Origin of the sequence: Natronococcus pandeyae (genome assembly GCF_008122205.1) — an archaeon.
In the GTDB taxonomy this organism is placed as follows: Archaea; Halobacteriota; Halobacteria; order Halobacteriales; family Natrialbaceae; genus Natronococcus; species Natronococcus pandeyae.
Genome location: NZ_PHNJ01000010.1, coordinates 52,347 through 72,991 on the forward strand (window position 1 = coordinate 52,347; position 20,645 = coordinate 72,991).

At 55.3% G+C, this 20,645-nt stretch carries 15 protein-coding genes and 4 pseudogenes; 6 read left to right on the forward strand and 13 right to left on the reverse strand.

Features of this window, described 5'->3' with window-relative positions; genetic code table 11:
• Positions 1–66: 66 nt before the first annotated feature.
• The 5 genes and pseudogenes from CV102_RS17020 to CV102_RS17035 form a co-directional block, all read right to left on the reverse strand.
• A complete protein-coding gene (locus tag CV102_RS17020) occupies positions 67–1,767 on the reverse strand; it encodes an acyl-CoA mutase large subunit family protein (protein ID WP_148859207.1) in 1,701 nt (566 codons plus the stop codon).
• 93 nt (positions 1,768–1,860) lie between these two features.
• A pseudogene (locus CV102_RS17025) lies at positions 1,861–2,184 on the reverse strand (steroid 3-ketoacyl-CoA thiolase); the annotation flags it as partial.
• Positions 2,173–2,304 (reverse strand): annotated as a pseudogene (locus tag CV102_RS26685) (IS4 family transposase); the annotation flags it as partial. The pseudogenes CV102_RS26685 and CV102_RS17025, both read right to left, overlap by 12 nt.
• A 128-nt stretch (positions 2,305–2,432) precedes the next feature.
• Positions 2,433–2,852 carry a cupin domain-containing protein gene (locus CV102_RS17030; RefSeq protein ID WP_148859209.1) on the reverse strand — a complete coding sequence of 140 codons (420 nt, stop codon included), beginning with the start codon at positions 2,850–2,852 and terminating at the stop codon, positions 2,433–2,435.
• 135 nt (positions 2,853–2,987) lie between these two features.
• Positions 2,988–4,377: pseudogene (locus CV102_RS17035) on the reverse strand (RNA-guided endonuclease InsQ/TnpB family protein).
• A 558-nt stretch (positions 4,378–4,935) separates the two neighbouring features.
• On the opposite strand from CV102_RS17035, the gene CV102_RS17045 reads away from it, so the two are divergent.
• Together CV102_RS17045 and CV102_RS17050 are read left to right on the forward strand one after the other, a co-directional pair.
• The gene (locus tag CV102_RS17045) at positions 4,936–5,319 is read left to right on the forward strand and encodes a VOC family protein (protein ID WP_148859210.1); all 384 of its coding nucleotides are present in this window, start codon (positions 4,936–4,938) and stop codon (positions 5,317–5,319) included.
• Between the two features lie 212 nt (positions 5,320–5,531).
• Complete coding sequence (locus tag CV102_RS17050) at positions 5,532–6,599, forward strand: phosphotransferase family protein (RefSeq protein WP_148859211.1); 1,068 nt, start codon at positions 5,532–5,534, stop codon at positions 6,597–6,599.
• Positions 6,600–6,662: 63 nt separating this feature from the next.
• Here the strand turns inward: CV102_RS17050 and CV102_RS17055 are convergent, their stop codons facing one another.
• Positions 6,663–7,433 (reverse strand): SDR family NAD(P)-dependent oxidoreductase, encoded by a 771-nt coding sequence (locus CV102_RS17055; protein ID WP_148859212.1) that lies wholly within the window; start codon positions 7,431–7,433, stop codon positions 6,663–6,665.
• Between the two features lie 179 nt (positions 7,434–7,612).
• Here CV102_RS17055 and CV102_RS17060 point away from each other — a divergent pair, with 179 nt between their 5' ends.
• The 3 genes and pseudogenes from CV102_RS17060 to CV102_RS17075 all read left to right on the forward strand — a co-directional run bounded on the left by CV102_RS17060 (position 7,613) and on the right by CV102_RS17075 (position 11,710).
• Positions 7,613–8,851, forward strand: coding sequence for an acyl-CoA dehydrogenase family protein (locus CV102_RS17060; protein ID WP_148859213.1), 1,239 nt, complete (start codon positions 7,613–7,615; stop codon positions 8,849–8,851).
• A 203-nt stretch (positions 8,852–9,054) separates the two neighbouring features.
• Positions 9,055–10,344 (forward strand): ArgE/DapE family deacylase, encoded by a 1,290-nt coding sequence (locus CV102_RS17065; RefSeq protein WP_148859214.1) that lies wholly within the window; start codon positions 9,055–9,057, stop codon positions 10,342–10,344.
• 718 nt (positions 10,345–11,062) lie between these two features.
• Positions 11,063–11,710, forward strand: a pseudogene (locus CV102_RS17075) (IS6 family transposase).
• A 57-nt stretch (positions 11,711–11,767) separates the two neighbouring features.
• On the opposite strand, the gene CV102_RS17080 reads toward CV102_RS17075, so the two are convergent.
• On the reverse strand, positions 11,768–13,015 hold the full coding sequence (locus CV102_RS17080; protein WP_148859215.1) for a PD-(D/E)XK nuclease family protein: 1,248 nt from the start codon (positions 13,013–13,015) through the stop codon (positions 11,768–11,770).
• Between the two features lie 545 nt (positions 13,016–13,560).
• On the opposite strand from CV102_RS17080, the gene CV102_RS17085 reads away from it, so the two are divergent.
• Positions 13,561–13,782, forward strand: coding sequence for a hypothetical protein (locus tag CV102_RS17085; protein WP_148859216.1), 222 nt, complete (start codon positions 13,561–13,563; stop codon positions 13,780–13,782).
• Positions 13,783–13,934: 152 nt separating this feature from the next.
• Here CV102_RS17085 and CV102_RS17090 read toward each other — a convergent pair whose 3' ends face one another.
• The 6 genes from CV102_RS17090 to CV102_RS17115 form a co-directional block, all read right to left on the reverse strand.
• Positions 13,935–14,351 (reverse strand): CoA-binding protein, encoded by a 417-nt coding sequence (locus CV102_RS17090; RefSeq protein ID WP_148859217.1) that lies wholly within the window; start codon positions 14,349–14,351, stop codon positions 13,935–13,937.
• A 73-nt stretch (positions 14,352–14,424) separates the two neighbouring features.
• Positions 14,425–15,084, reverse strand: coding sequence for a lamin tail domain-containing protein (locus CV102_RS17095; protein ID WP_148859218.1), 660 nt, complete (start codon positions 15,082–15,084; stop codon positions 14,425–14,427).
• Positions 15,085–16,040: 956 nt separating this feature from the next.
• Entirely contained in the window at positions 16,041–16,874 is an 834-nt protein-coding gene (locus CV102_RS17100) for an inositol monophosphatase family protein (protein WP_148859219.1), read from the reverse strand.
• Positions 16,871–18,580: an HAD-IA family hydrolase gene (locus CV102_RS17105; RefSeq protein ID WP_148859220.1), complete on the reverse strand. Its 1,710-nt coding sequence runs from the start codon at positions 18,578–18,580 to the stop codon at positions 16,871–16,873. Before CV102_RS17105 ends, CV102_RS17100 begins: the two co-directional genes overlap by 4 nt.
• Positions 18,577–19,746 (reverse strand): ABC transporter ATP-binding protein, encoded by a 1,170-nt coding sequence (locus CV102_RS17110; RefSeq protein WP_148859221.1) that lies wholly within the window; start codon positions 19,744–19,746, stop codon positions 18,577–18,579. Before CV102_RS17110 ends, CV102_RS17105 begins: the two co-directional genes overlap by 4 nt.
• A gap of 2 nt (positions 19,747–19,748) precedes the next feature.
• Positions 19,749–20,645: a carbohydrate ABC transporter permease gene (locus CV102_RS17115; protein ID WP_148859222.1), complete on the reverse strand. Its 897-nt coding sequence runs from the start codon at positions 20,643–20,645 to the stop codon at positions 19,749–19,751.

A 20,645-nucleotide genomic window follows, 5' to 3' on the forward strand; every position in this document is an offset into this window, starting at 1 on the left:
TCACCCGATGGTGGATTCCCACTCAATTAAATGTACTGTCCCCCCTTCCCCCAGGAACATCCGTCTTTAGACCGGACTGAGCTTTTCCTGGTACGAACCGTGGTGGTCTTCGAGCACTTGCATAATCTCTCCCATCGTCGCGTAGGCCTTCACGGCAGTAATGATATACGGCATGATGTTCTCGTTGTTCTCGATGGCCGTTGATAGTGCCTCCAACGTCGAATTGACGGCTTCATCGTCGCGTTCGTCTTTGACACGCTCGAGTCGCTCGAGCTGTCGCTCACGTGTTGTATCATCGACTTTCAAGATCTCAGGTGAGGTGTCTTCCTCGATCGTGTACTTGTTAACACCGACGACAACCTCTTCGCCGCGTTCGACGCGCTGTTGATACTCGTAACTTGCATCACCGATTTCGCGTTGGAAGTAGCCTTGGTCGATGCCGTCAAGGACACCATCGCGGATTGAACCGTCACCGATCTCTCGGATCTCTTCGATATAGGACATTATCTCGGCTTCCATCTCGTTGGTAAGTTTCTCGATTGCGAAACTGCCGCCCATTGGATCGACAATATCAGCAGCCCCCGACTCATCAGCGATGATCTGTTGAGTACGAAGGGCGACGCGAACTGCCTTCTCACTGGGAAGTGCTAGTGCTTCGTCGAAGCTGTTGGTATGCAGTGACTGCGTGCCGCCGAGAACACCCGCAAGAGCCTGAATCGTGACACGGACGATATTGTTAAGCGGTTGCTGAGCAGTCAACGACTGGCCCGCCGTCTGGGTGTGGAACTTCAGACGCTTCGACTGGGGGTGGTCCGCGTCGTACCACTCGTCCATCACACGAGCATAGATGCGCCGTGCGGCGCGGAACTTTGCAACCTCTTCGAAGATACTGTTATGCGAATTAAAGAAAAAGGACAGCAGAGGTGCGAATTCGTCGACATCGAGTCCGCGGTCGAGGCAATCCTCGACGTATGCGAAGCCGTCAGCGAGCGTGAAGGCTGCCTCTTGGGCCGCCGTCGAACCGGCCTCGCGAATGTGGTACCCCGAGATGGAGACGGGGTGGAAGTTCGGCGTCTCTTCGACGGCAAACTCGATCGTATCGGTGACGACATCGAGTGACGGACCCGGTGGGATGACCCATTCTTTTTGCGCGATAAACTCCTTGAGCATGTCGTTTTGGAGGGTTCCCCGAACCTCGCTCCGCGCAATTCCCTGCTGGTCGGCCAGTGCGATGTACATCGCGTAGATAACTGCTGCAGAGGGGTTGATCGTAAACGAGGTAGAAACCTCGCTGATGTCGATACCGTCGAAGAGAACTTCCATATCCGCGAGCGTGTCGACTGCAACGCCCTCTTTCCCGACCTCTCCCTCGCTCATCTTGTGATCCGAGTCGATGCCCATCAGCGACGGCATGTCGAACGCCGTCGAAAGGCCGGTCTGGCCCTGATCGATCAGGTAGTGAAACCGTTCGTTCGTCTCTTCGGCAGTTCCGAACCCGGCGAACTGACGCATCGTCCACGTGCGTCCACGGTACATCGTCGGATACGGGCCTCGCGTGTACGGTGGTTCGCCGGGAAATCCAATGTCGTCATCAAAATCGAGATCCGCGATGTCGTCTGGCGTATAGAGCCTGTCGACTTCGTGGTTCGAGACTGTTGCGAATTGGTCCTGCCGTTCACCGTGAGCTTCGAGAACGGGGTTGAGTGTCTCTGCTTCCCACTGCTCCTGTTGGTCTCGAATAGCATCGAGTTCCGTCTCGTCGTACATTGGTATGTTCATGAATGGCAATATTCTAAAGTCTTGTTATTGGCTCCCAACTCGTCCCCCTGAGAGGCGTCCAATCTTAGCAGTGGAATCGCGCTATACGCGTTCGATTGTTGTTGCGATTCCCTGCCCGAATCCGATACACATCGTAACGAGCCCGTAGTCTTGTCCCGTGCGCTCGAGACCGTGAGCGAGTTTCGTCAGTAACATCGAGCCAGTTGCACCGAGTGGGTGTCCGTGAGCGATTGCCCCGCCGTTAACATTGGTGTCCTCCCAGGATGGGCCAGTCGCCGTGAGCCATGCGGCGACGACGGATGCAAACGCCTCGTTGACTTCGAAGAGGTCGTTGTCCTCGATTTCCATCTCTGCCTGCTCGAGGGCCTGTTCGGTCGCTGGGATAGGGCCCTTGAGCATCGTGATGTCGATTGTCCGGTTGCGTTGGACGACATCTCGCTCGCACGCGATGTCTTCGATAAGCGCTGCTGGAAAGAGAGAGGTCAGTCGCCGTCGAATGAGGCCTGGGGAGAGTTCGGTTAGCACAACCTCTCCCCACGCGGTCTACAACGATAACTTCGTCAGCAGAGCGCAGTGTCTCGGTTTCTCAGCTTAACCGAACACTGATGATCTCGGGCGTAACTCCGCTTACACCTCCAGTAGCGTTGCCTGCGCTACCGGTCATCGATCTCTTCGTCCGCGAGCGAGTGTGGATCGAGGCCGGGATCTTCGACCGGCGGCGCGCCGAGCGCGAGGACGGCACCGCCGTCTTCGCTGATACAACGATGTCCGTGACCGATCTTCGGTGCGGCGACCCAGAAGGCACCCTCATCGACCTCGATGTACTCTTCCTCGCCCGACTGGCCGAGCTTCAACGAAAACGTCCCTTCGAGAACGTAGAAGAGTTCCTCCTGCTCGGAGTGAGCGTGGTACTTGATCTCCTCGCCCTCGTCGAAATACCAGATCTTGGTCGCGATGTTCTGACACTCGAGGGTCTCGTCGATGGCACGGATATCGAGGTCCGGCGGCATCTCGTCGACTGTAGACAGGTCGGTGACTGGTACGTCTTCGGTATCGACAACGTTGTACTCCATACGAATCAGGTGCGCTAGAGAGACTATAACGTTCCGCTTTTTTGTCGCACGTCACATGAACAATACTCCTGTCCGTTCAATGACATCCTCCGCGCCGTAAACGGCGCGGTTTCCTCCGTGGGAGTCTCAGCCGGTCTAGGCGTCCCCGGAAGCAACATTCCCGTCACGGTGGACGGTACTCGGGTCTGTGCGCTGTTCTTTGGGACTTTCGTGAGAGCGTGGTAACTCCGACCAGTTGTGGTCGTCCCACTCGAACCGCACGGGCGGTGCCATCCGCCTGACTGCTTGTTCTGTCTGCCGCTTCAGGAACGTTTCTGACGCCGTGAGGTCAGCGTGCCCTTCGAAGCCACACGGACAGACGAGCGTGTCCTGATGCCGTGTCGTCCTGTCTGTCGAGCCGCACTGCGGACACTCTTGGCTGGTCCACGCCTCTGACCGAACCTCTACCGAGATACCGTATTCCTCGGCGGTACACGCCAGTCGCTCGGTAAACTGCTTGAACGCCCAGAAGTTGTGGGTCTTGGCATTGGTTTCGACCGACCAGTGCGTGTCCAGCACGTCGGTCAATCCACCTATATACACCGTATCTATCCCCTCAGCGTACAGTCGTTCCAGCAGGTCACGACACAGTGCCTCTTGGGCATGGTCCCGGCGACGGGTTCGCTTGCAGTACAGTCGCCGGATACGCTCGCTACTGTATTGGCCTTCTTCGAGTTTCGACTGTAACCGGGCGATTTCTCGTGTCGTCTCACGGAATCGCTGGAACAGTTCGCGCCCTTCGTGCAGGTATTGCTCGCCGGTCGTCGTGGTACAGGCGACGAGATTGTTCGCACCGATATCCAGAGCGGCCTTCTCTGAGGCCAGTGGAGTGTCCCGTGCATCGTCAGAAACAGTCACGGGTTGCGAAGCCCTGAACGTGCAATCAGTCTCGTCATACCACAGGTCCAACCGGCCCTGTTTGTCGTAGTCGGGCCAGTTCGGGTCGCCAGCAATCTCTAAGCGGAGGCGTCCAGTGTGGTCGTATCGGTCTTTCAACTCACTTCCGACCAGTATCTCGAGGCGGGAGCGGTCGCCCCATTCAACGGTGTACGACGTGTTTCGAATGACGCCTTTGAGAACACGTCCATCGTCGTTATTCCCGCGGAAGCCCGGCGGTTTCGGGTGTTCCGTGACCGACGTGTCTGACTCATCGTGAAACTTCTTCTTGTTCTTGAAGAAGCCGCGCCACGCTTCGCTGTTCTTGCGAATTATCTGTTGGGCGGTGGACGCACCGAGAACACCTTTGTACTTGCCTTCGAGACTGCCGGTGTCGGCGTCCCACACATCGCCCTCGAAGCCGTCTTCGTCGTTGTCAAGCAAATCGTAGATTTGCGGACATCGCGGAGCTTTGCTCCGCTCAGTACCGCATGAGGCGTTGATAGTTGACTTCGTTCCAGAGAGCGGCGGAAGCGTCCAATAAGTCCCGTAGCAGTTGCTCCCCATCGTCGGAGAGCGGTCGCACGGCGAACGTATTGGTGCGCTTCATCTGCCAACTGCTGGTAGGGGCCGTGGGAACGTAAATGCCAGTCAACCAGAGTGAAAGTGAAGCTGGTGGGTACCGTTTGAGACTCACGGCCAGCTGTAACATGGCGATTCCTCACAAGAGTTTACGCGATTCACGCCCGTTGAGCAAACCGAAGGTTTGCGATGCCCATCAGAACGCTCCGCGTTCTGAGGACGCCGTGAACGGCGGGACTCTCTCGCTGTTGAAAGGTAGATAGGGCACGTAATCCGTTTCGCTTGAGCGATCAGAATAGAACTCTCGAGCGAGGTACAGAGTTTAGAATAATAGGCAAAAGGTTGGATCAACGAGACACCTTGACGCCGATTCGGCTGAGGAAACGAACCGGTCTGTCGCTGACGAGCTACTGGAGCTGTCGCCGCCGTACGATCCGATCCTCGAGTCGTTCTTCGCGAAGCTCCTCAGCGGAGGATATCTCAAGCACCACGACATTTACGAACCGATGACCGTCCGAGATTACTTATATAGAGGTATAGAAGCATAATCCATGACACGCCAGCCGAATACACGGGAGGAATGGCTATGAAATTCACCGGTATCGATCACCTCGTTCTCACCGTGGAAGACGTTGACGCAAGTTGTGCCTTCTACGAGGATCTCGGGGCTGAAGTCGTGACATTCGGTGATGGCCGGAAGGCCGTGCGCTTCGGCGAACAGAAAATCAATCTCCACCCGGTGGACAACGACTACGATCCGGACCTCGTTGCGGCGGAGCCAGTATCCGGGGGAGGTGACTTCTGCCTGATAACTGAAACACCCCTTGAGGGGGTCGAACGACAACTCCGCGACCGTGGCATCGAAATCATCACCGGACCGGTCGAGCGCGCGGGTGCCGTCGGAACGATAACATCAGTGTACTTTCGCGATCCCGACGACAATCTCGTCGAGATCGGGACGTACGAGTGAAGCATTTCTCCACCCGCACCGTTCGAAGAGTAAACGGAACAGTACCAATTCGTTCCGGGCAGTGCTATTGCTCGGGACGTTTGCGCGAACCGATTCATATTGAGTCAACACCGAGAGGATACGTACTGGAATTGGGCCACACCAAACTTATTTAGCAACATTTCGCTTACTTACTGAGAACATGGAGCACACTGACCAGAACGGTGATCCACGTGACAGATGAACGATCGTATCTCGACCGTCTTGTTGACGAAGCGACATTAGAGTCATATCTCGAGACGCACCTCGGTTCGGCGGAATCAGTAACCATCACCAGACATGACGAGGGTCACTCAAACGAAACCCTGTTCCTAGAGTGGGACGATCAGGAATTCGTGTTGCGGCGGCCACCTGCCGGAAAGACAGCAGAATCTGCTCATGACGTCCTCCGGGAGTACCGGACGATCGATGCACTTCAGGATACCGACGTCCCGGTTCCAAAGACAGTTCTCTCGTGCGACGATACATCGGTTATCGGGAGCGAGTTTTACGTGATGGTTCTCGAGGAAGGAGACGTTCTCCGCGATGAGGAACCTGACCGGTTTGCCGCTCCTGAGCACCGGTCTCGAATCGGCCGCGAGTTGGTCGATTCGCTTGCAGAAATTCACTCGGTCGAGTACGAAGCCGTTGGACTGGCCGATTTCGGACGTCCGGAAGGCTTTACGGAGCGTCAGGTGAACCGCTGGCAGCAACAACTCGAGTGGGCGTTCGAAGTAACCCGGAACGAGCGAGAAATCCCGGAACTCGATTCGATCGGCGAGTGGCTGCAGGCAAACGTTCCGACAGACCACGAACATACGCTGGTTCACGGCGATTACAAACTGGACAACGTCTTGTTCGAGCCGGGCACTCCGCCGACGTTAGGCGCTATCTTCGACTGGGAGTTGTCGACGCTCGGAGATCCACTGACTGATCTCGGATGGATGTTACTCTTTTGGCACGACGAGGGAGATCCCGACCCCGCCATGCCGGACCTGATGAGTACGTTCATGAAACGAGATGGATACCCGACTCGAGACGAACTCGTCAACCGATACGAACGGCATACTGGTATCGAATTCCAGAACCGGCGTTTCTATCAAGTGCTCGCTGCGTACAAGATGGCCGGACTCGGAGAGATGTTCTTCCGAAGATATCTCGAGGGGAACTCTGCGGATTCACTCTATCCACAGATGGAAGAGGGAGTTCCAAAGCTAGCGGAACAGACGCTCGCGATTATCGAAGGCGATCAGGAGCTCTGATCGACCCTACCGAAAACGGATCCTGTTCTCGCACCGTCGGAACGTGGAGTCAGTGCGCTGTCGTCACCGAGCGGTCCATCCGCCGTCGACGACGAGGCTAGATCCAGTGACGTAGCTCGCGGCATCGCTCGCCAAAAAGACCGCAGGCCCAGCGATCTCTTCGGGATCGGCGAACCGATCGAGCGGTGTCCGGTCGAGAATCGACCTCCGGAGATCGTCGTCTTCTCGAAGGTCGTCCGTTAGATCTGTCCGAACGTATCCCGGCACGAGAGCGTTCACTCTCACGTCCGGCGCCCAGTCGAGAGACATGCTCTTCGTCATGCCGACGAGACCGTGCTTTGACGCGACATAGGGATGCTGCCGAGGGAGACCGACCAATCCGCCGACACTGGCAACGTTGATGACGTTCCCCCCGTCAGTTTCGTGTAACTCCTTTGCGGCAGCTTGTGCGCATCTAAACGCGCCTTTGAGATTGACATCGAGTGTTACTTCGAGCCCGTCGGATTGGATCGATTCGGGCGGTCCAAGTGCCGGGTCCGGATTGATACCGGCGTTGTTGACGACGACGTCAACCCCACCCAACTCTGCGGCCGTCTCCTCGATCAACGATTCGACTTCGTCCTGGATGGTTACGTCGGTCGTGATCTCGAGCGACTTGCTGCCGTGTGACCGGACGGCGGATGCAGCCGCTTCGACGTCTTCGCGCGTCCGTGCGGTCGGAACGACGTCAGCACCCGCGATTGCGAGACCTTCTGCGATCGCGCGACCGATACCCCGACCGCCACCAGTGACGACGGCCGTCTTATTCGATAGGTTGAACTGATCTGTACTCATGGAGTCATTCAACGTGTACAGAGTGAACTAAATTAGTAGTATTGATTCACCCATATGTGCGTATTCTCACTTTCCAGACAGCGCCGATGTGGCAACCGGTTCTGGGATATCCTGGTATCTGGTCCATGACTACAATCATGAACCTGTAGATTTACACGCTCTGAACTGAATGGTCTGGTATGGAGTACCAAGACTCCGAGAAAGCAGTAGAGGTCGCAACCCGAGTTGAAGCGTTTATGGATGAGGTCGTCTTGCCACGAGAACGAGAAGCGCTGGCAAACGACGAGGTTATCACAAACGACGAAATCGAGGCAATGTGGGAAATGGCAAAGGACCGAGATCTCTTCGCACCACAGATGCCTGAAAAGTATGGCGGCCAGGGACTCGATTTCAGCGATATGCTCCCTTCTTTTGAACAGGTTGGTCGATCACTCATCGGAGCACTGTCAATCCGAGCTAACGCCCCACAAGAGGGCAATATGCACACCCTCGAAATGGTTGGAACGGATGAGCAGAAAGAGCAATGGCTTCGCCCGCTCGTTCAAGGAGAGATCTCTTCGGGTTTCTCAATGACGGAACCGATGCAGGGCGGTGGCTCGGATCCGAAAATGCTCCGGACCACCGCAGAAAAAGATGGAGATGAATGGGTAATCAACGGTCACAAATGGTGGACAACAGATGGACTGACGGCGGATTTCCTGCTCGTAATGGCTCGGACCAATATGGATGCCCACCCCTACTCAGGAACATCGATTATTCTTGTTCCGACTGACACCGACGGCGTGAATATCGTTCGAAACATTCCTCACATGGGTGGACACAGTATAACCGAGCGAGAAGGAGGTCACGCCGAGATTAAGTTTGAAAACGTTCGTGTTCCGGTCGAAAACACAGTTGGGGAAGAAAACGAGGGATTCCAAATCGCCCAAATGCGCCTTGGTGGCGGCCGACTTACACACTGCATGCGATATTCTGGTATGGCAGAACGATCACTCGATATCGCAAAGGCGTACCTCAGTAAGCGTGAAGCGTTCGGCGACCCGCTCGCTGAAAAGCAATCGTTGCGTCATAAAATCGCGGATGCCGAAACGAAACTTCATGCTGCACGAGCGATAGTTCGTCACGCTGCACGTGAACTGGACCGCAGTGAGGCTCGCATCGAAGTTGCGATGTCAAAGACGTATACTGCAAACGTCACAAACGAAATTATCGATCTTGCGGTACAGTGTTGTGGTGCAAACGGTATCGGCCGTGACCTTCCACTGGCGCACTTTTACGAGGATGTTCGCACATTCCGTATCGTTGACGGTGCTGATGAAGTACACCGCCGGTCCATCGCTCGCGAGGCATTCGAAGACATTAAAGAAGAGGAGCTAGAGTATATTTGTCGGTTCGATACAAATAGACAGATGCATTAGTTCTCATAGTATTATTGTAGTATTGTAAACACTACAATCTACTTCGGGAGGAAAAGTGGAGAAAACCTATCGTCTGTTCTATAATGCTAAATATATAATTAAAAATTCAACTAAGCTATACAATCATATTTCGAGTTCTAACCAGAATAGTATCCAAACTATGACAATAGTATTAATTTATTGTATATCTATGTCAATAACGCATGTCAAGGAGCACGGAGCTATCTCAAGTCCTTAGATCGAAAAAAGAGGAGTTGGTAACACTCACCGAGGAACTGGTCAAAGCGAAGTCTGTGACCGGACACGAACAACCGGCTCAGGATGTCGTTATAGATCGCCTCAAAGCAACTGGACTTGAACCTGATGTCTGGGAACCTGATCCGAAGAACCTCCAAGACCATGAGGCGTTTTTTGAAACCTCCTCATACGAAAAGTATGGCTATGACGGTCGTCCGAACGTTGCGACGTATCTTGAAGGAGGTGACGGACCGACACTCACCGTCGGCGGTCATGTTGACGTCGTAGACGTCACAGATTCGGAGTGGGAGTATGAGCCATGGGAACTGAGACAGGAGGGCGACAAGTTGTACGGCCGCGGAGTCGCCGACATGAAAGGTGGGATCGCCGCCGTACTAATCGCAATAGAGGCTCTCCAAGAAGTAGGAATCGAACTTGGTGGAGACCTCATCTTCCAGAGCGTCATAGAAGAGGAAGATGGTGGAGTCGGCGGGACGCTCTCGGCTCTTGAGCGAGGGTACGTTCCCGATGCGGCGATTATCGCCGAACCATTCAACGTCCCAAATCTTTGTGTCGCCAGCGCGGGCGTAATGTATTTCCGCGTAACAGTGCCTGGAAAGAGCATCCATGCCGCATGGGGGCACGAAGGAGTCAACGCGATCGGAAAGGCCACTAAGATTTACGAGGCTCTCGAAGAACTGGACGCTGAACGCAAGATGCGCATTGATTACCCGCCAGCATACCGTGCTGATTCATCCCTTGAGGGGAACGTCACGAACCTCAATATCGGGACTATCGGAGCCGGCGATTGGCCATCGACTGTGCCAAGCGAGGCCGTTTTGGAGGGGAGAATCGGCTGGCCGCCGGGCGAAAGCCGTGCCGAGGTGCGTGATCAAATTGAGTCGGTGATCCAGTCGGTCGCCGCTGAGGACGAATGGCTCATTGAGCACCCGCCTGAGCTTGATTGGTTTGGCTGGCAGGCTGAGCCCCACGAGACCGACACCGACGCGGAGATTGTTCAAGTTGCGAGGACAAACGCAGAGGAGGTTACAGGTGAGACAGGGATGTTTGTCGGGGGCAATGCTGGCCTTGACGAGCGGTTCTTTGAACTTTATTACGATGTGCCTGCAGTCTCCATCGGTCCTGAAGGACACAACCTTCATGGCGCCGACGAACATACTACCGTCTCTTCTCTACTCGAGACTAGTGAGACGATCGCCCACAGTATTGTTGACTATCTCGGCACTGCCAATTGAGTCACAACACATCTTTCGAATTAGGCGAAGAAATGATCGGTCAATAGGTCTGATTTTGGTTGAATCAATCTGATCAGTTCACTACTTTGATCTTGATAGGGGGCAGGAGAGTCTATCAAGGGAGCGACACGATTAGGTCCGTTATACAGGTCTAACTAGTACAGCTATTCGTCCATTCCGAACGGAATGTATACTGCTGTGATGTTACTGGTACTGATAAAGCGGTGGTATGTGAATTCCGAAACGGCATCTCGATATGTTCACTAATGGTGTTCATTCCTGAACACAATCTATGAAGAAGAATGTGCGCGACGTGATGTCGAACGCCAGTACACCGAGACGATCCTCGAGTATCTCGCCAAATTCGAGAACGCGTCTCGGGTTCACGTCACACTCACGCTTGACTGACACACGTTGCTGCGCTGCGGGACCGTGTGGGGGTTGGACCTCCGTTGATGCTGGTCTTGATCAGCGTCGGGAAAGTGTGTCTGGCGTACCTCAATGGATTCGGGCGCTGATTCAGAGTGGATACTCACAAGTCTGCAGTCAGTCGAGCGTCTGCGGATGGCTTGAACAATACTACAACCGTCAAAAACCGTATCAAGCTCTCGATGGAAAGACGCCGATTGAGAAGGTTCAGAACTAGACAGTACCGATAGTAGGCACCGTCTAGTTAGCGCGGTTAGAGAAACGAGCAGATCGTAGAGCTAATTAGGCTATGACGCCCGCAAACCTCCTCAGAGAGTGCTACGCGGCGGAATTTGATGAAACTTGGGAGCGTGAGCGGACGGCGACACGCGACTGGGTGTTCGCTTCGAGAGACACAAGCAATTCTTCGCTTGATAGGCGTAGAACGCTCTCATCAAGCCATCTGGGAATGGGTACATCGGCTGGCTGATAGCGTTTCAGATCCGCCGACGGCGAAGCCGTCGCGGGCCGACACTGGTCAGACAACTGTCAGGATTAACGGTGGTTGGTCTTGGGTAAATGCTGCAATAGACCTTGACTCACGGTTGATTCTCGATGTTGCAGTCTTTGGACTACGAAGTACCGATCCAGCTGCTGCGTTCTTGCATCGATTAACGAAAAACACGATCTCGACGACACGGTATTTCTTGTCGATGGCTACGAACATTTGACTGCCCTCTCCCGGTTCGGGTTGAGCGTTCAGCTCGACCATGTCGAGAAAAATCTGATCGAAAAGTGGTTTCATACCCTCAAAATGCGAGTTGACCGCTTCCATAACTCGTGAGTGGGCAGTCGGGCGCCCGTCGGAGAATATCTTGAATAATTTGTACATTACTACACCACACAACGACCACATCAGTCACTTAACGGACAGACACCAGCGGAGGTACTAAACTAGACAGTTCCGGCGCCACCGACTTATCACTACCAGTTATATGACCTCAATTGAGACGGGTTAGGACCGGTACTCTTCGGTGAAATTATCGATCGAATCTTCCAGTGCTACGAAGGTCTCTAGCCCGGTCTTCATTTCCTCTATCGTCTTATCTGGTCTATCGAAGTCGACCTCTACGATCTTCGAGAACATATGGAACTTATTGTAGGATGCATCTGACTCCAACTCTTCTAACCACTCACCGGTATGTCTAAAACCAGCCTCTTCTAACGCTTCCCTCTCTTCATCGTCAAGATAATCGAGATACTGTGTTCGGCGGGTCTGGTCTTTCGAGTCATCGTTCAATGCAACGGACATCTCAAAATGTGGTTTCCTCGGGCGATAATCTCCATCAGAACCACAGCCGTCATACCAGCTCAAACGGTTCTCAGTCCCCAGAATCTCCAACGTGAATTCTGGTCTACCGCTACCATCTGTGCTCAGATGCCATTCGTTCTTGTGAAGTCGTACGTATCTCGTGCTCTTGCTAAACTTCTGAGAACGGTCAAACTGCCCATCCCAGGTCTCGTAGTTCTCCTCGAACCAATTCCAGAGGCAATTGTAGACGTCTTTGCGATCGTTTCTGAAACTGCCTGGACCGACATCGATCTGGAAGTCCTCCAGATAGTCCTTGTACATCAGGTAGAGCTTTGTTTTCTTGGAGAACGATTCCTTCTTGATCACGTTGTCCTCAATATTCGTTTTGAAGTCATCGAACAGCGCGATCTCATGCGGTGTTTTCAGCTCTCCCCGATGTTCCTCAAGGGCGGAAAGAACCGCTCTCCAGGTCGCAATACGGTCAGCAAATTTCGCTTTGCGCTTCTCCGATTCGAGATGCGGGAGATAGAGCATCTCTACAGCTTGCTTGTCGTTTTCTTCGGCGTATTCTTCGAGGGCTACCGCCTCTTCGTTAAACTTCTGAGGGCGCTCGGTGTGCGTCGTCTTGATCTCGACGCCGATTACTTGCGTCGCAGTCTCGATGACCAGGTCAATTTCCTTCTGGCCAACAGTACTGTCGAAGACTTCCAAATACCGGATTTTAACGTCTGAGGAGTTGTCCAGTTGAAGACTAAAGCAACTCAAGAACGACTCCAGAAAGACAGTATCCACGTCATGGCTTGCTTTAGGATTCACCAGCCACGCCAAGTATCGAGTTAGTCGCTTCTCGTGGTCCTCGAGGTCCAATATTTCGAATATGTTTGTATTATTCTCTCGTACTTCTTGGAGCAGACCCAGCATCTCTGACGAACTCCGGATATCTCCGCTCATGCGAGGTCCTAGTATGGTTGGTCTTTAATCATATCGATAAGTATGAATTATAGGGAAAGAAGAACTGGTCTTATTCGGCAAGGCCTATTGGTTCCCGAATAGCTTACCCTTAGATCGTTGAAAGCCACAGGGTCTCTTGACCCGAGGAACTATCCGCGTAGTCTTGGTTTCCTGACCAAGGATTAGTAGAGTGAATTTTGTTGAATACGTGTGTGCGAGCACGGGTGCTTGTAGCACCCTGCCGCAGCACGAGCAATACTCACCACCTAGTAGAGTAGATGGAGTTCACTTCATCTACTCGAGGCTGAACAGTTCAGTCGGCGATCGTTTTCCTGACCCTTCCGCTCTGGAACAGATGTAACCCCTTCTAGGAGCCTCGAATTGAGGACTGTTGAAGTTGGCAGTTCACCCTACCGTAGTGCAAGTACGAGTACCGACCCTCTCTTGATGAGTGGGATTCTCTATGGCCTCGCGCTGAAACAGTGCTCCCGTCCATCGGGTACTTCCGGTTGGTACCGCTGCACTCGTTCGCGATAGTTGACAGTGTGGAATGGCCCGACATTGTACTCAAGGAAGCGGGCCAAGAGACGACCGTTACGGATCTCGATAGCGTCGTTATAGCAGGGTTCTACGGCGCAAACGACGACCTTGTCGATACGATTGATCCGGCTGGCGACGCCATCTACCAGGTCGGCGACGTTGTCGCACCGCGGACGGTCGTGGAAGCGGTCCATGAGAGTGGGTCGTCGCCCGAGAGTTGTGAGTGATCATCGGGTCTCGGCGCAGTCGTCGCGGTCGGTAGTAGAAGCGGCTGAGAAACAGTGATAGTCACCATTGACACCGAAGACTCAAAAGACGTCATGAATAATAGTTCCAGTACTCCTCGTAAGTTGTTGATTTTCATTTGGGCTACTGCTGACTAAGTGGTTGCAACGAGCCGCTGGTGGTCAGGTTTCATACAACGTTCTTGAACAACTCGCAGTCCAGCATCCTCTGCCCGAGACACGGCATCGTCGTCGTGAATTCCGAGCTGGAGCCAGATGACATCGACATCGTCACGCGTGAGTACCTCGTCGACAATACCGGATACCTCAGGACTTGGCCGGAACACATCCACAATATCGATTTCCTCCTCCACTTCAGATAGCGAGTCGTAAGCTGGCCTCCCAAGTACTTTGTCAGCATTCGGATTAACCGGGATCACTTCGTAGCCTTGTTCTTGGAGGTATTTTGGTATCTGATGAGCGTCTTTGCCGGGTGTCGATGAACAACCGACGACTGCGACTGTGTTTAGACCGAGGATTTCCCGAACTTCATCGTCTGTCTCTACAGGCATACTGTTTGCTAGGTCCTACGGAGCAAAAAAGCGTGTGTCGGTGGCTTCTCGACTGTGTACTCGGGAACGAGGACTAGCAGTCGTCTTCTTCGGGCTCTGGTTCAGGTTCTTCTTCAGGACAGTCGTCTTCTTCGGCTTCTTCAGCTTCGACTTCTTCTTCCTCTTCCTCGGGGCAATCGTCGTCTTCAGTCTCGGTTTCTTCGGTGTCCTCGTACTCCCCTTCGGTATCTTCCTCAGGCTCTTCGCCGTCCTCTTCTTCTTCTTCGCTCACCTCAGGCTCCGTCTCTTCTTCGTCTTCTTCGGGTTCCTCGTCTGCAGATTCTTCCTCATCGTCTGCAGGTATTTCATCCTCTGACTCGTCGTCTGCAGGCGCATCTTCGGAGGGATCGTCGTCGACCGGATCGCTGGGTTCAGTCTCTCCGGTCGAGGTATCGTAGACGGAGACTTCGTATTCTTCGCTCGGTGTGAGCAACGCAATCACGTTCGTGCCATCGTTGTTGATCCGTCCGGCCCCGTAGCCGTAATCGATGTCGGCTTCGGTATCGTAGTATCCGGATGTGATACGAAGTTCCTCTCCAGGTGCAATCTGCGTTCCACCCGGAATCTCGTCTCGCTGACGATAGTCTGGGTTGTTGTACAACCATTTGAGAACGTAGCCAGAGAGATCGACCTCCGAATCTCCCTCGTTTCGGAGGATGATGAGATCCTGTTCAGGCGTGACCGACTCGATCACGACTGGGATATCGTGTCCGTCAGCCGAGACCTGTGTCCCAACACCGAGAAGTCCAGCAACTGCTACCCCTGTCCCTGCCAGCACTGATCGACGTGATCGGTTACGTGTCATTGTCCATTAAACTCATGGGCCTGATAGTACAAATAACTCACATATATTCTCAATTAATTCATTCAGTGAATCATATATCTTATACTTATATTCAATGGGCTACGAAACTCTAAGCTGGAAGATCATCAGTAGAAGTGGTTCAATTGAACGGTGTACGCTGGTAGTACAAACAATCCAACTGTAACCTCCTCCCTCGCCGGAAACGGCGAGGCTTCCCACGGCACCGCACCGCTGAGTTGGGGATATTTGTTGGTTTCGTCCAGACGAGGTCACGGAGAAGAGCGTTTGCAGCCCTTGTGAAACTTCAATACCGGGTGTTATATAAATAAACTGTAGCTGTCAGTAGGAGTAGGGCGAATAGCCACGATCCCACTGTAGTTGATACTCGTTGCATCCCGGTCAGTTCGGTACTGAACCAGGCTGCGGCGGCCAACATGGTTACAAGGACGAAAATGAATCCGACCTCTTCTTTTGTGCTGTTAAGTACCATAATTTTATTTGTCCTATGCTATGTTGTTGCAAGTAGGCCAGCATGTTCCTGCAACGACAGCAGCGCATATAACTCCACATCCTGGTGAGATGGGAATGCCAGCGACAGTGGCGGTGCATGCGGCTTTGCAACCAAGTCCAGATAGTCCAGCTAATGCTGTACACAGCGTGTCGCAAGCATTCATACAGACCGGACCAGCACACCCTGTACTTTGGACTGAGACTCCGTCTTGAGATTCGAGCCTTCCGACAGATGCACTTACCGAGGAATCGAGTGAAACCACAGAAGAAGACCAATCGAGAACACAGAGTGACCGTCTTGAAATAAGGGCCGCTACTCCAAACCCCGGTGCGGACTACACCGACTGATCGTCCTCGGGCCCGTCCATCGTCCGCGCAACAGCGAGCAGTTCGTCGTGAATCCGGCCGTTCGAAGCGACGAGGCCGGGACTGTCGATTGTCCAGGGCTCGCCGTTGGGAGCGGTAACCTGCCCGCCCGCTATCCGAATGGCGTGGACGCCTGCGGCAGTGTCCCAAGGAGCCAGCCCCGTCGTCGTGATCGCGCCGTCGATCGTCCCCTCGGCCACACGCGCGAGTGTGAGTTGGGCGCTGCCGTAGCGTCGAAGGTTGCCAAAGGTCGTGAGGAGGGAGGCGACGGCTCGAGCGTAGGGCTTTCGATCACCGTACGGTGGGATTGCTATGGGGGCGACGGTGCAGTACTCGGGTGCCGAGCGATCGCTGACGGAGACGACAGCCCCGTTGTGACGAACCTGCTCGGTCGTGACGTAGACGTCCTCGAGGGCGGGTACCGATGTGGCCGAAACGACCGGGCGGCGGTCTTGGAGGCCGGCGAGGCTGGTCGTCCAATTCGGTGCGCCGCGGGCGTAGTTGTACGTGCCGTCGATGGGATCGAGCACCCAAGCGAACCCTTCGTCAGGAATCGTCTTCTGAGCGCCGGCTTCCTCTGCGACGACAACTGTCTCAGGGTCGACGCGCTCAAGATATTCGAGGACTCGTCTTTGGGCCAGTCGATCGCCCTCTGTGACGACGTCACCGGGATTGACGACGTGCGCGGCAGGATCGCTCTTGTTCTCGGCCTCGAGTTCCCCTCGGAACCGCGTGTTGGCGGCTTCACCTCCGACTCGAGCGGCGCACTCGGCGACCGCCACACGGGATACCGGCGGACTCATCGGTCGGTCAACTCGTCGAGCAGCGGCGATGAGGCTAGGCGAATCGCAGCGAACGCGGTCAGTCCCTGGGATGTATCCCCGCCCGTTCGGCGGGCGGCGTGGGCCTCGGTCATCCCCTCGGAGGTCGTTACGGGTGCGTAGCGAGCGGCTGTTCCCTCAGGCCCGATGTCGACCAGTACGTACCCTTGCGGGTAACTGCAGGTCGCAGGGACTGTCACCTCACGCGTCGGGCCGAAGGCGGCCACGCCGAGTATGTGAAGGTGACCGGTGAGAACCAGCGGAACGTCGTGAGTTTCGAACAGCTCGCACAGCCGTTCGGGCTCTCTAGTTGTCGGCGGCATGCTCATTTCGGGGTGCGCCGAGTCGATGTACTCGCGCAACTGGTCGTACATGGAGGGCGTGTTGTGGTGCATGATGACGACGGGGTTCGATAGGTCGGGAAGGGTTCGCTCAAGCCACTCGAGTTGGTCTGCCGAGACCATGCCGTCGTGAGTACGCCGTAGGTCGCCGTCGGGCGTTGACGCGGTGTTGATGCCGACCAGTTCGAGGTCACCGACGCGCGCGACGTAGGGCAGTTCGCCGGGCGTGTACCGCTCAACGAACCGGTCGATCGGCGGGGTTTCGTGGTCGTCGCCGTGCTCGTAGACATTCGTGGGGTCTTTGGGCACGTCATGGTTGCCGGGGACGGCGAGAAACGGCAGGTTGAGGTCGGCGAGGCAGTCGTCGACGCACTCGTACTCTGCGGGTACCCCGTCTTTGGTGAGGTCGCCGACGGAGACAACGGCGTCGGCACCGCGGGCCTCGGCATCCGCGAAAGCCGCTCGAAGTCGGTCGGCGCTTCGGTGGAACAGCTTCGGGGTACCCTCGGCCGTCGGTGAGACGTGCGGGTCCGCGACAACAGCGAGCCGTATTCGCTCTGGGGCGGTCGGTCGCTCGAGGCGCGCGAGCGTCGGCAGTCCGGCTACGGTCTCGATCGACGGGGCGGTGCTTCGACTTCGCTCGGTTTGTTCCGTGGAGTTGTTTGTTGGGGTCATGATTGCGGTAAGTTCGCTCAGGGAGTGGATTTCGTAGGTCGGTTCGGGGGCTGTCTCGGGGAGCCGCTCCTCCGTTCTGTTCAAATAAGCGCTGTCGAATCCGGCCCGACGTGCGGCCAACATGTCCGACGGGCGATCGCCGACGTACAGCGGACGCTCGAGATCCAGCCTATCGGCCATTTGCTCGAGGTACCACGGGTCAGGTTTGGCGCGAGTTGCCCCATCGACCGTCGGCTCGACGCCGGACCAGGCCGACGCCCAAGCGTCGAACCCGTGGTAGTCGACGACGGCGTTGACAGTTCGATGCTGGTTGTTACTCACAATCGCTTTGGTAACGCCGATCGCCGCGAGCGCCGAGACGTCGGCATAAGCGGATTTGCCACCGTCGCGTAGGGTTCGGAGCTGGTTTTCAGCCGCTCGCTCCTCCCGGCGCGTCCAGAGCCCGCCGATGTCGACCGTCTCGGCCGATCGAAGCTCGCACAGCCGCTTGTCGGTGATACCGGCCAGCGTTCGGAAGGCTTCCCGCAGTTCGGGCGTCGGCTCATTTATTTCGAAATCGGCGAAGGCGTCCTCGACGGCCCCCTCGAAGTCGGCGCTGGGAGAGTTCTCCACCAGGACGCCGTCCATATCGAGGAGGAGGCAGTCGTACCCGATGTCTGAATCCGCGCTCATCGCGCTGGCCTCCCCTCTATCGAATGAGTTCGAACACCAGAATCGGCGTCAGTCCCGAACAGTCCAGCGTGGTAGATCGCCTCTCCAGTATCTCGGTCGAACAGATGGATTCGATCGGTCTCGTAGGTGACGGAGACCCGATCGCCTTCCTCAACCGGTAGGTGGGCGTCATAACTGAGGGCACGCAGGTGGTCGGTCCCGGCCCGTCCGTGGACGACCAGCGTATCGCCCATCGACTCAACGAGGTCCACCTCGAGGTCCACGGTATCGCCGTCGACTGAATCGCCGTCACCGACTACTGAGAGGTACTTCGGGCGGATCCCAAGGGTAGCCCGTGATTGTCCGAGGGCATCTAGCTCCGGACCATCCCGAAGGGAGATCGAGGCCGCGTCAGTAACGGCGTGAGGGTGATCGCCACGCTCTTCGATTTCTACGGGAAGCAGGTTCATGGCCGGACTGCCGATGAACTCAGCGACGAATTGTGTCGCAGGGTAGTCATACAGCCGCTGGGGCGCATCGATCTGTTCGATTCGACCGTTGTTCATTACGGCGACTCGGTCGCCCAGCGTCATCGCCTCGGTCTGGTCGTGGGTAACGTAAACGGTCGTGGTCCCGAACTCCTCGTGAAGTGCGGTCAGTTCACGTCGCATCTCGACACGGAGTTTAGCGTCAAGGTTGCTCAGCGGTTCGTCCATCAGGAACACCTCCGGGTCGCGAACTAGCGAGCGCCCCATTGCGACTCGCTGTTTTTCGCCGCCGGAAAGTTCGGCTGGTTTGCGATCGAGGAGCCCCTCGATGTCTAGAGTTGCTGCAGCATCGTCGACCAGTCGGCCGATCTCGCCGTTCGCGTACGATCCCGACGCGGTCATCCCGAAGGTGATGTTCTCACGAGCAGTCATGTGGGGGAACAGTGCGTAATTCTGGAACACCATCGAGACGTTTCGCTCGCTGGGATCGCGATCGGTGACGTCTGTATCGCCGATTGCTACACTACCCGAGGTAGCCGTCTCGAGCCCAGCAATGAGTCGCAGGGTCGTGCTCTTCCCGCAGCCGGAGGGGCCGACGAAGACGAGAAACTCGCCGTCGGTAACTGAAAGGTCGATACCGTCAACCGCCGTGACGTCGTCGAAGCGTTTCGTGACGTTTTCAAGTGCAATTGAAGCCATGGTTAGTTCACCTTGAGACCCATCGTTGTGAGCAGGTACTTTCTGAGAGCGATCAGAAGCGCCAGCGACGGCAGCAGTGAGAGGATCGCCCCCGTCATCATCAGGTTGTACGCCGTGAGAGTCCCGACCTGAGCGCTCTGGAGGAACTGCAGCCCTACCTGTGCTACTTGTCGGTGTTCGGTGTTGATCGCAATTAGAGGCCAGAAGTAAGCGTTCCAGGTCGAAATAAAGAGGATCACTGACAGCCCAGCTATCATTCCTTTAGTCATCGGGATCAACACTTTCCAGAGGAACGCGATCGAACTGACACCATCGAGCTGGGTCGTCTCCACGAGTTCGATAGGAACCGATTTGAAATGCTGCCTGAACAGGAATACGCCAGTCGCACTCGCAAGGAACGGTACCGTCAGTCCCCAGTAGGTATCGTGCCAGCCGATGCTGACAACGAGTTCGTACAGCGGGACGACTCGAATGACGAACGGTACCATCAGCGTCAGAAGAATAAAAAAGAACATGAGACGTTTCAGCGGGAAGTCATAGAACACGAGCGCGAGCGCTGCTAAAAGCGAGATGGTGATTGCCCCGATGGTCGAGACACCCGCAACAAAAAACGAGTTCAGCATGAGCCGCCAGAACCCGTACTCGACCAGTACATGATAGTAGTTCTCGTAGGCAGTGGCCAGTCCGCCAGGGCCGAGGTGATTTAGATCGTACACCTGGGCTGTGGTCTGGGTGGTCAGTAAGAGAGTCAGTGCGATCGGCGTAAACAACACAAGACTCGAAAGCACCAGCGCGAGGTGCGAGCCGGGGTGTTGAAGGAAGTCACGTTTCCACGCCGTCCACGCGTCGATCGACTGTTGCTGTGCGCGGTCGATGTCGAATTTATCGCTGGTTGCCAT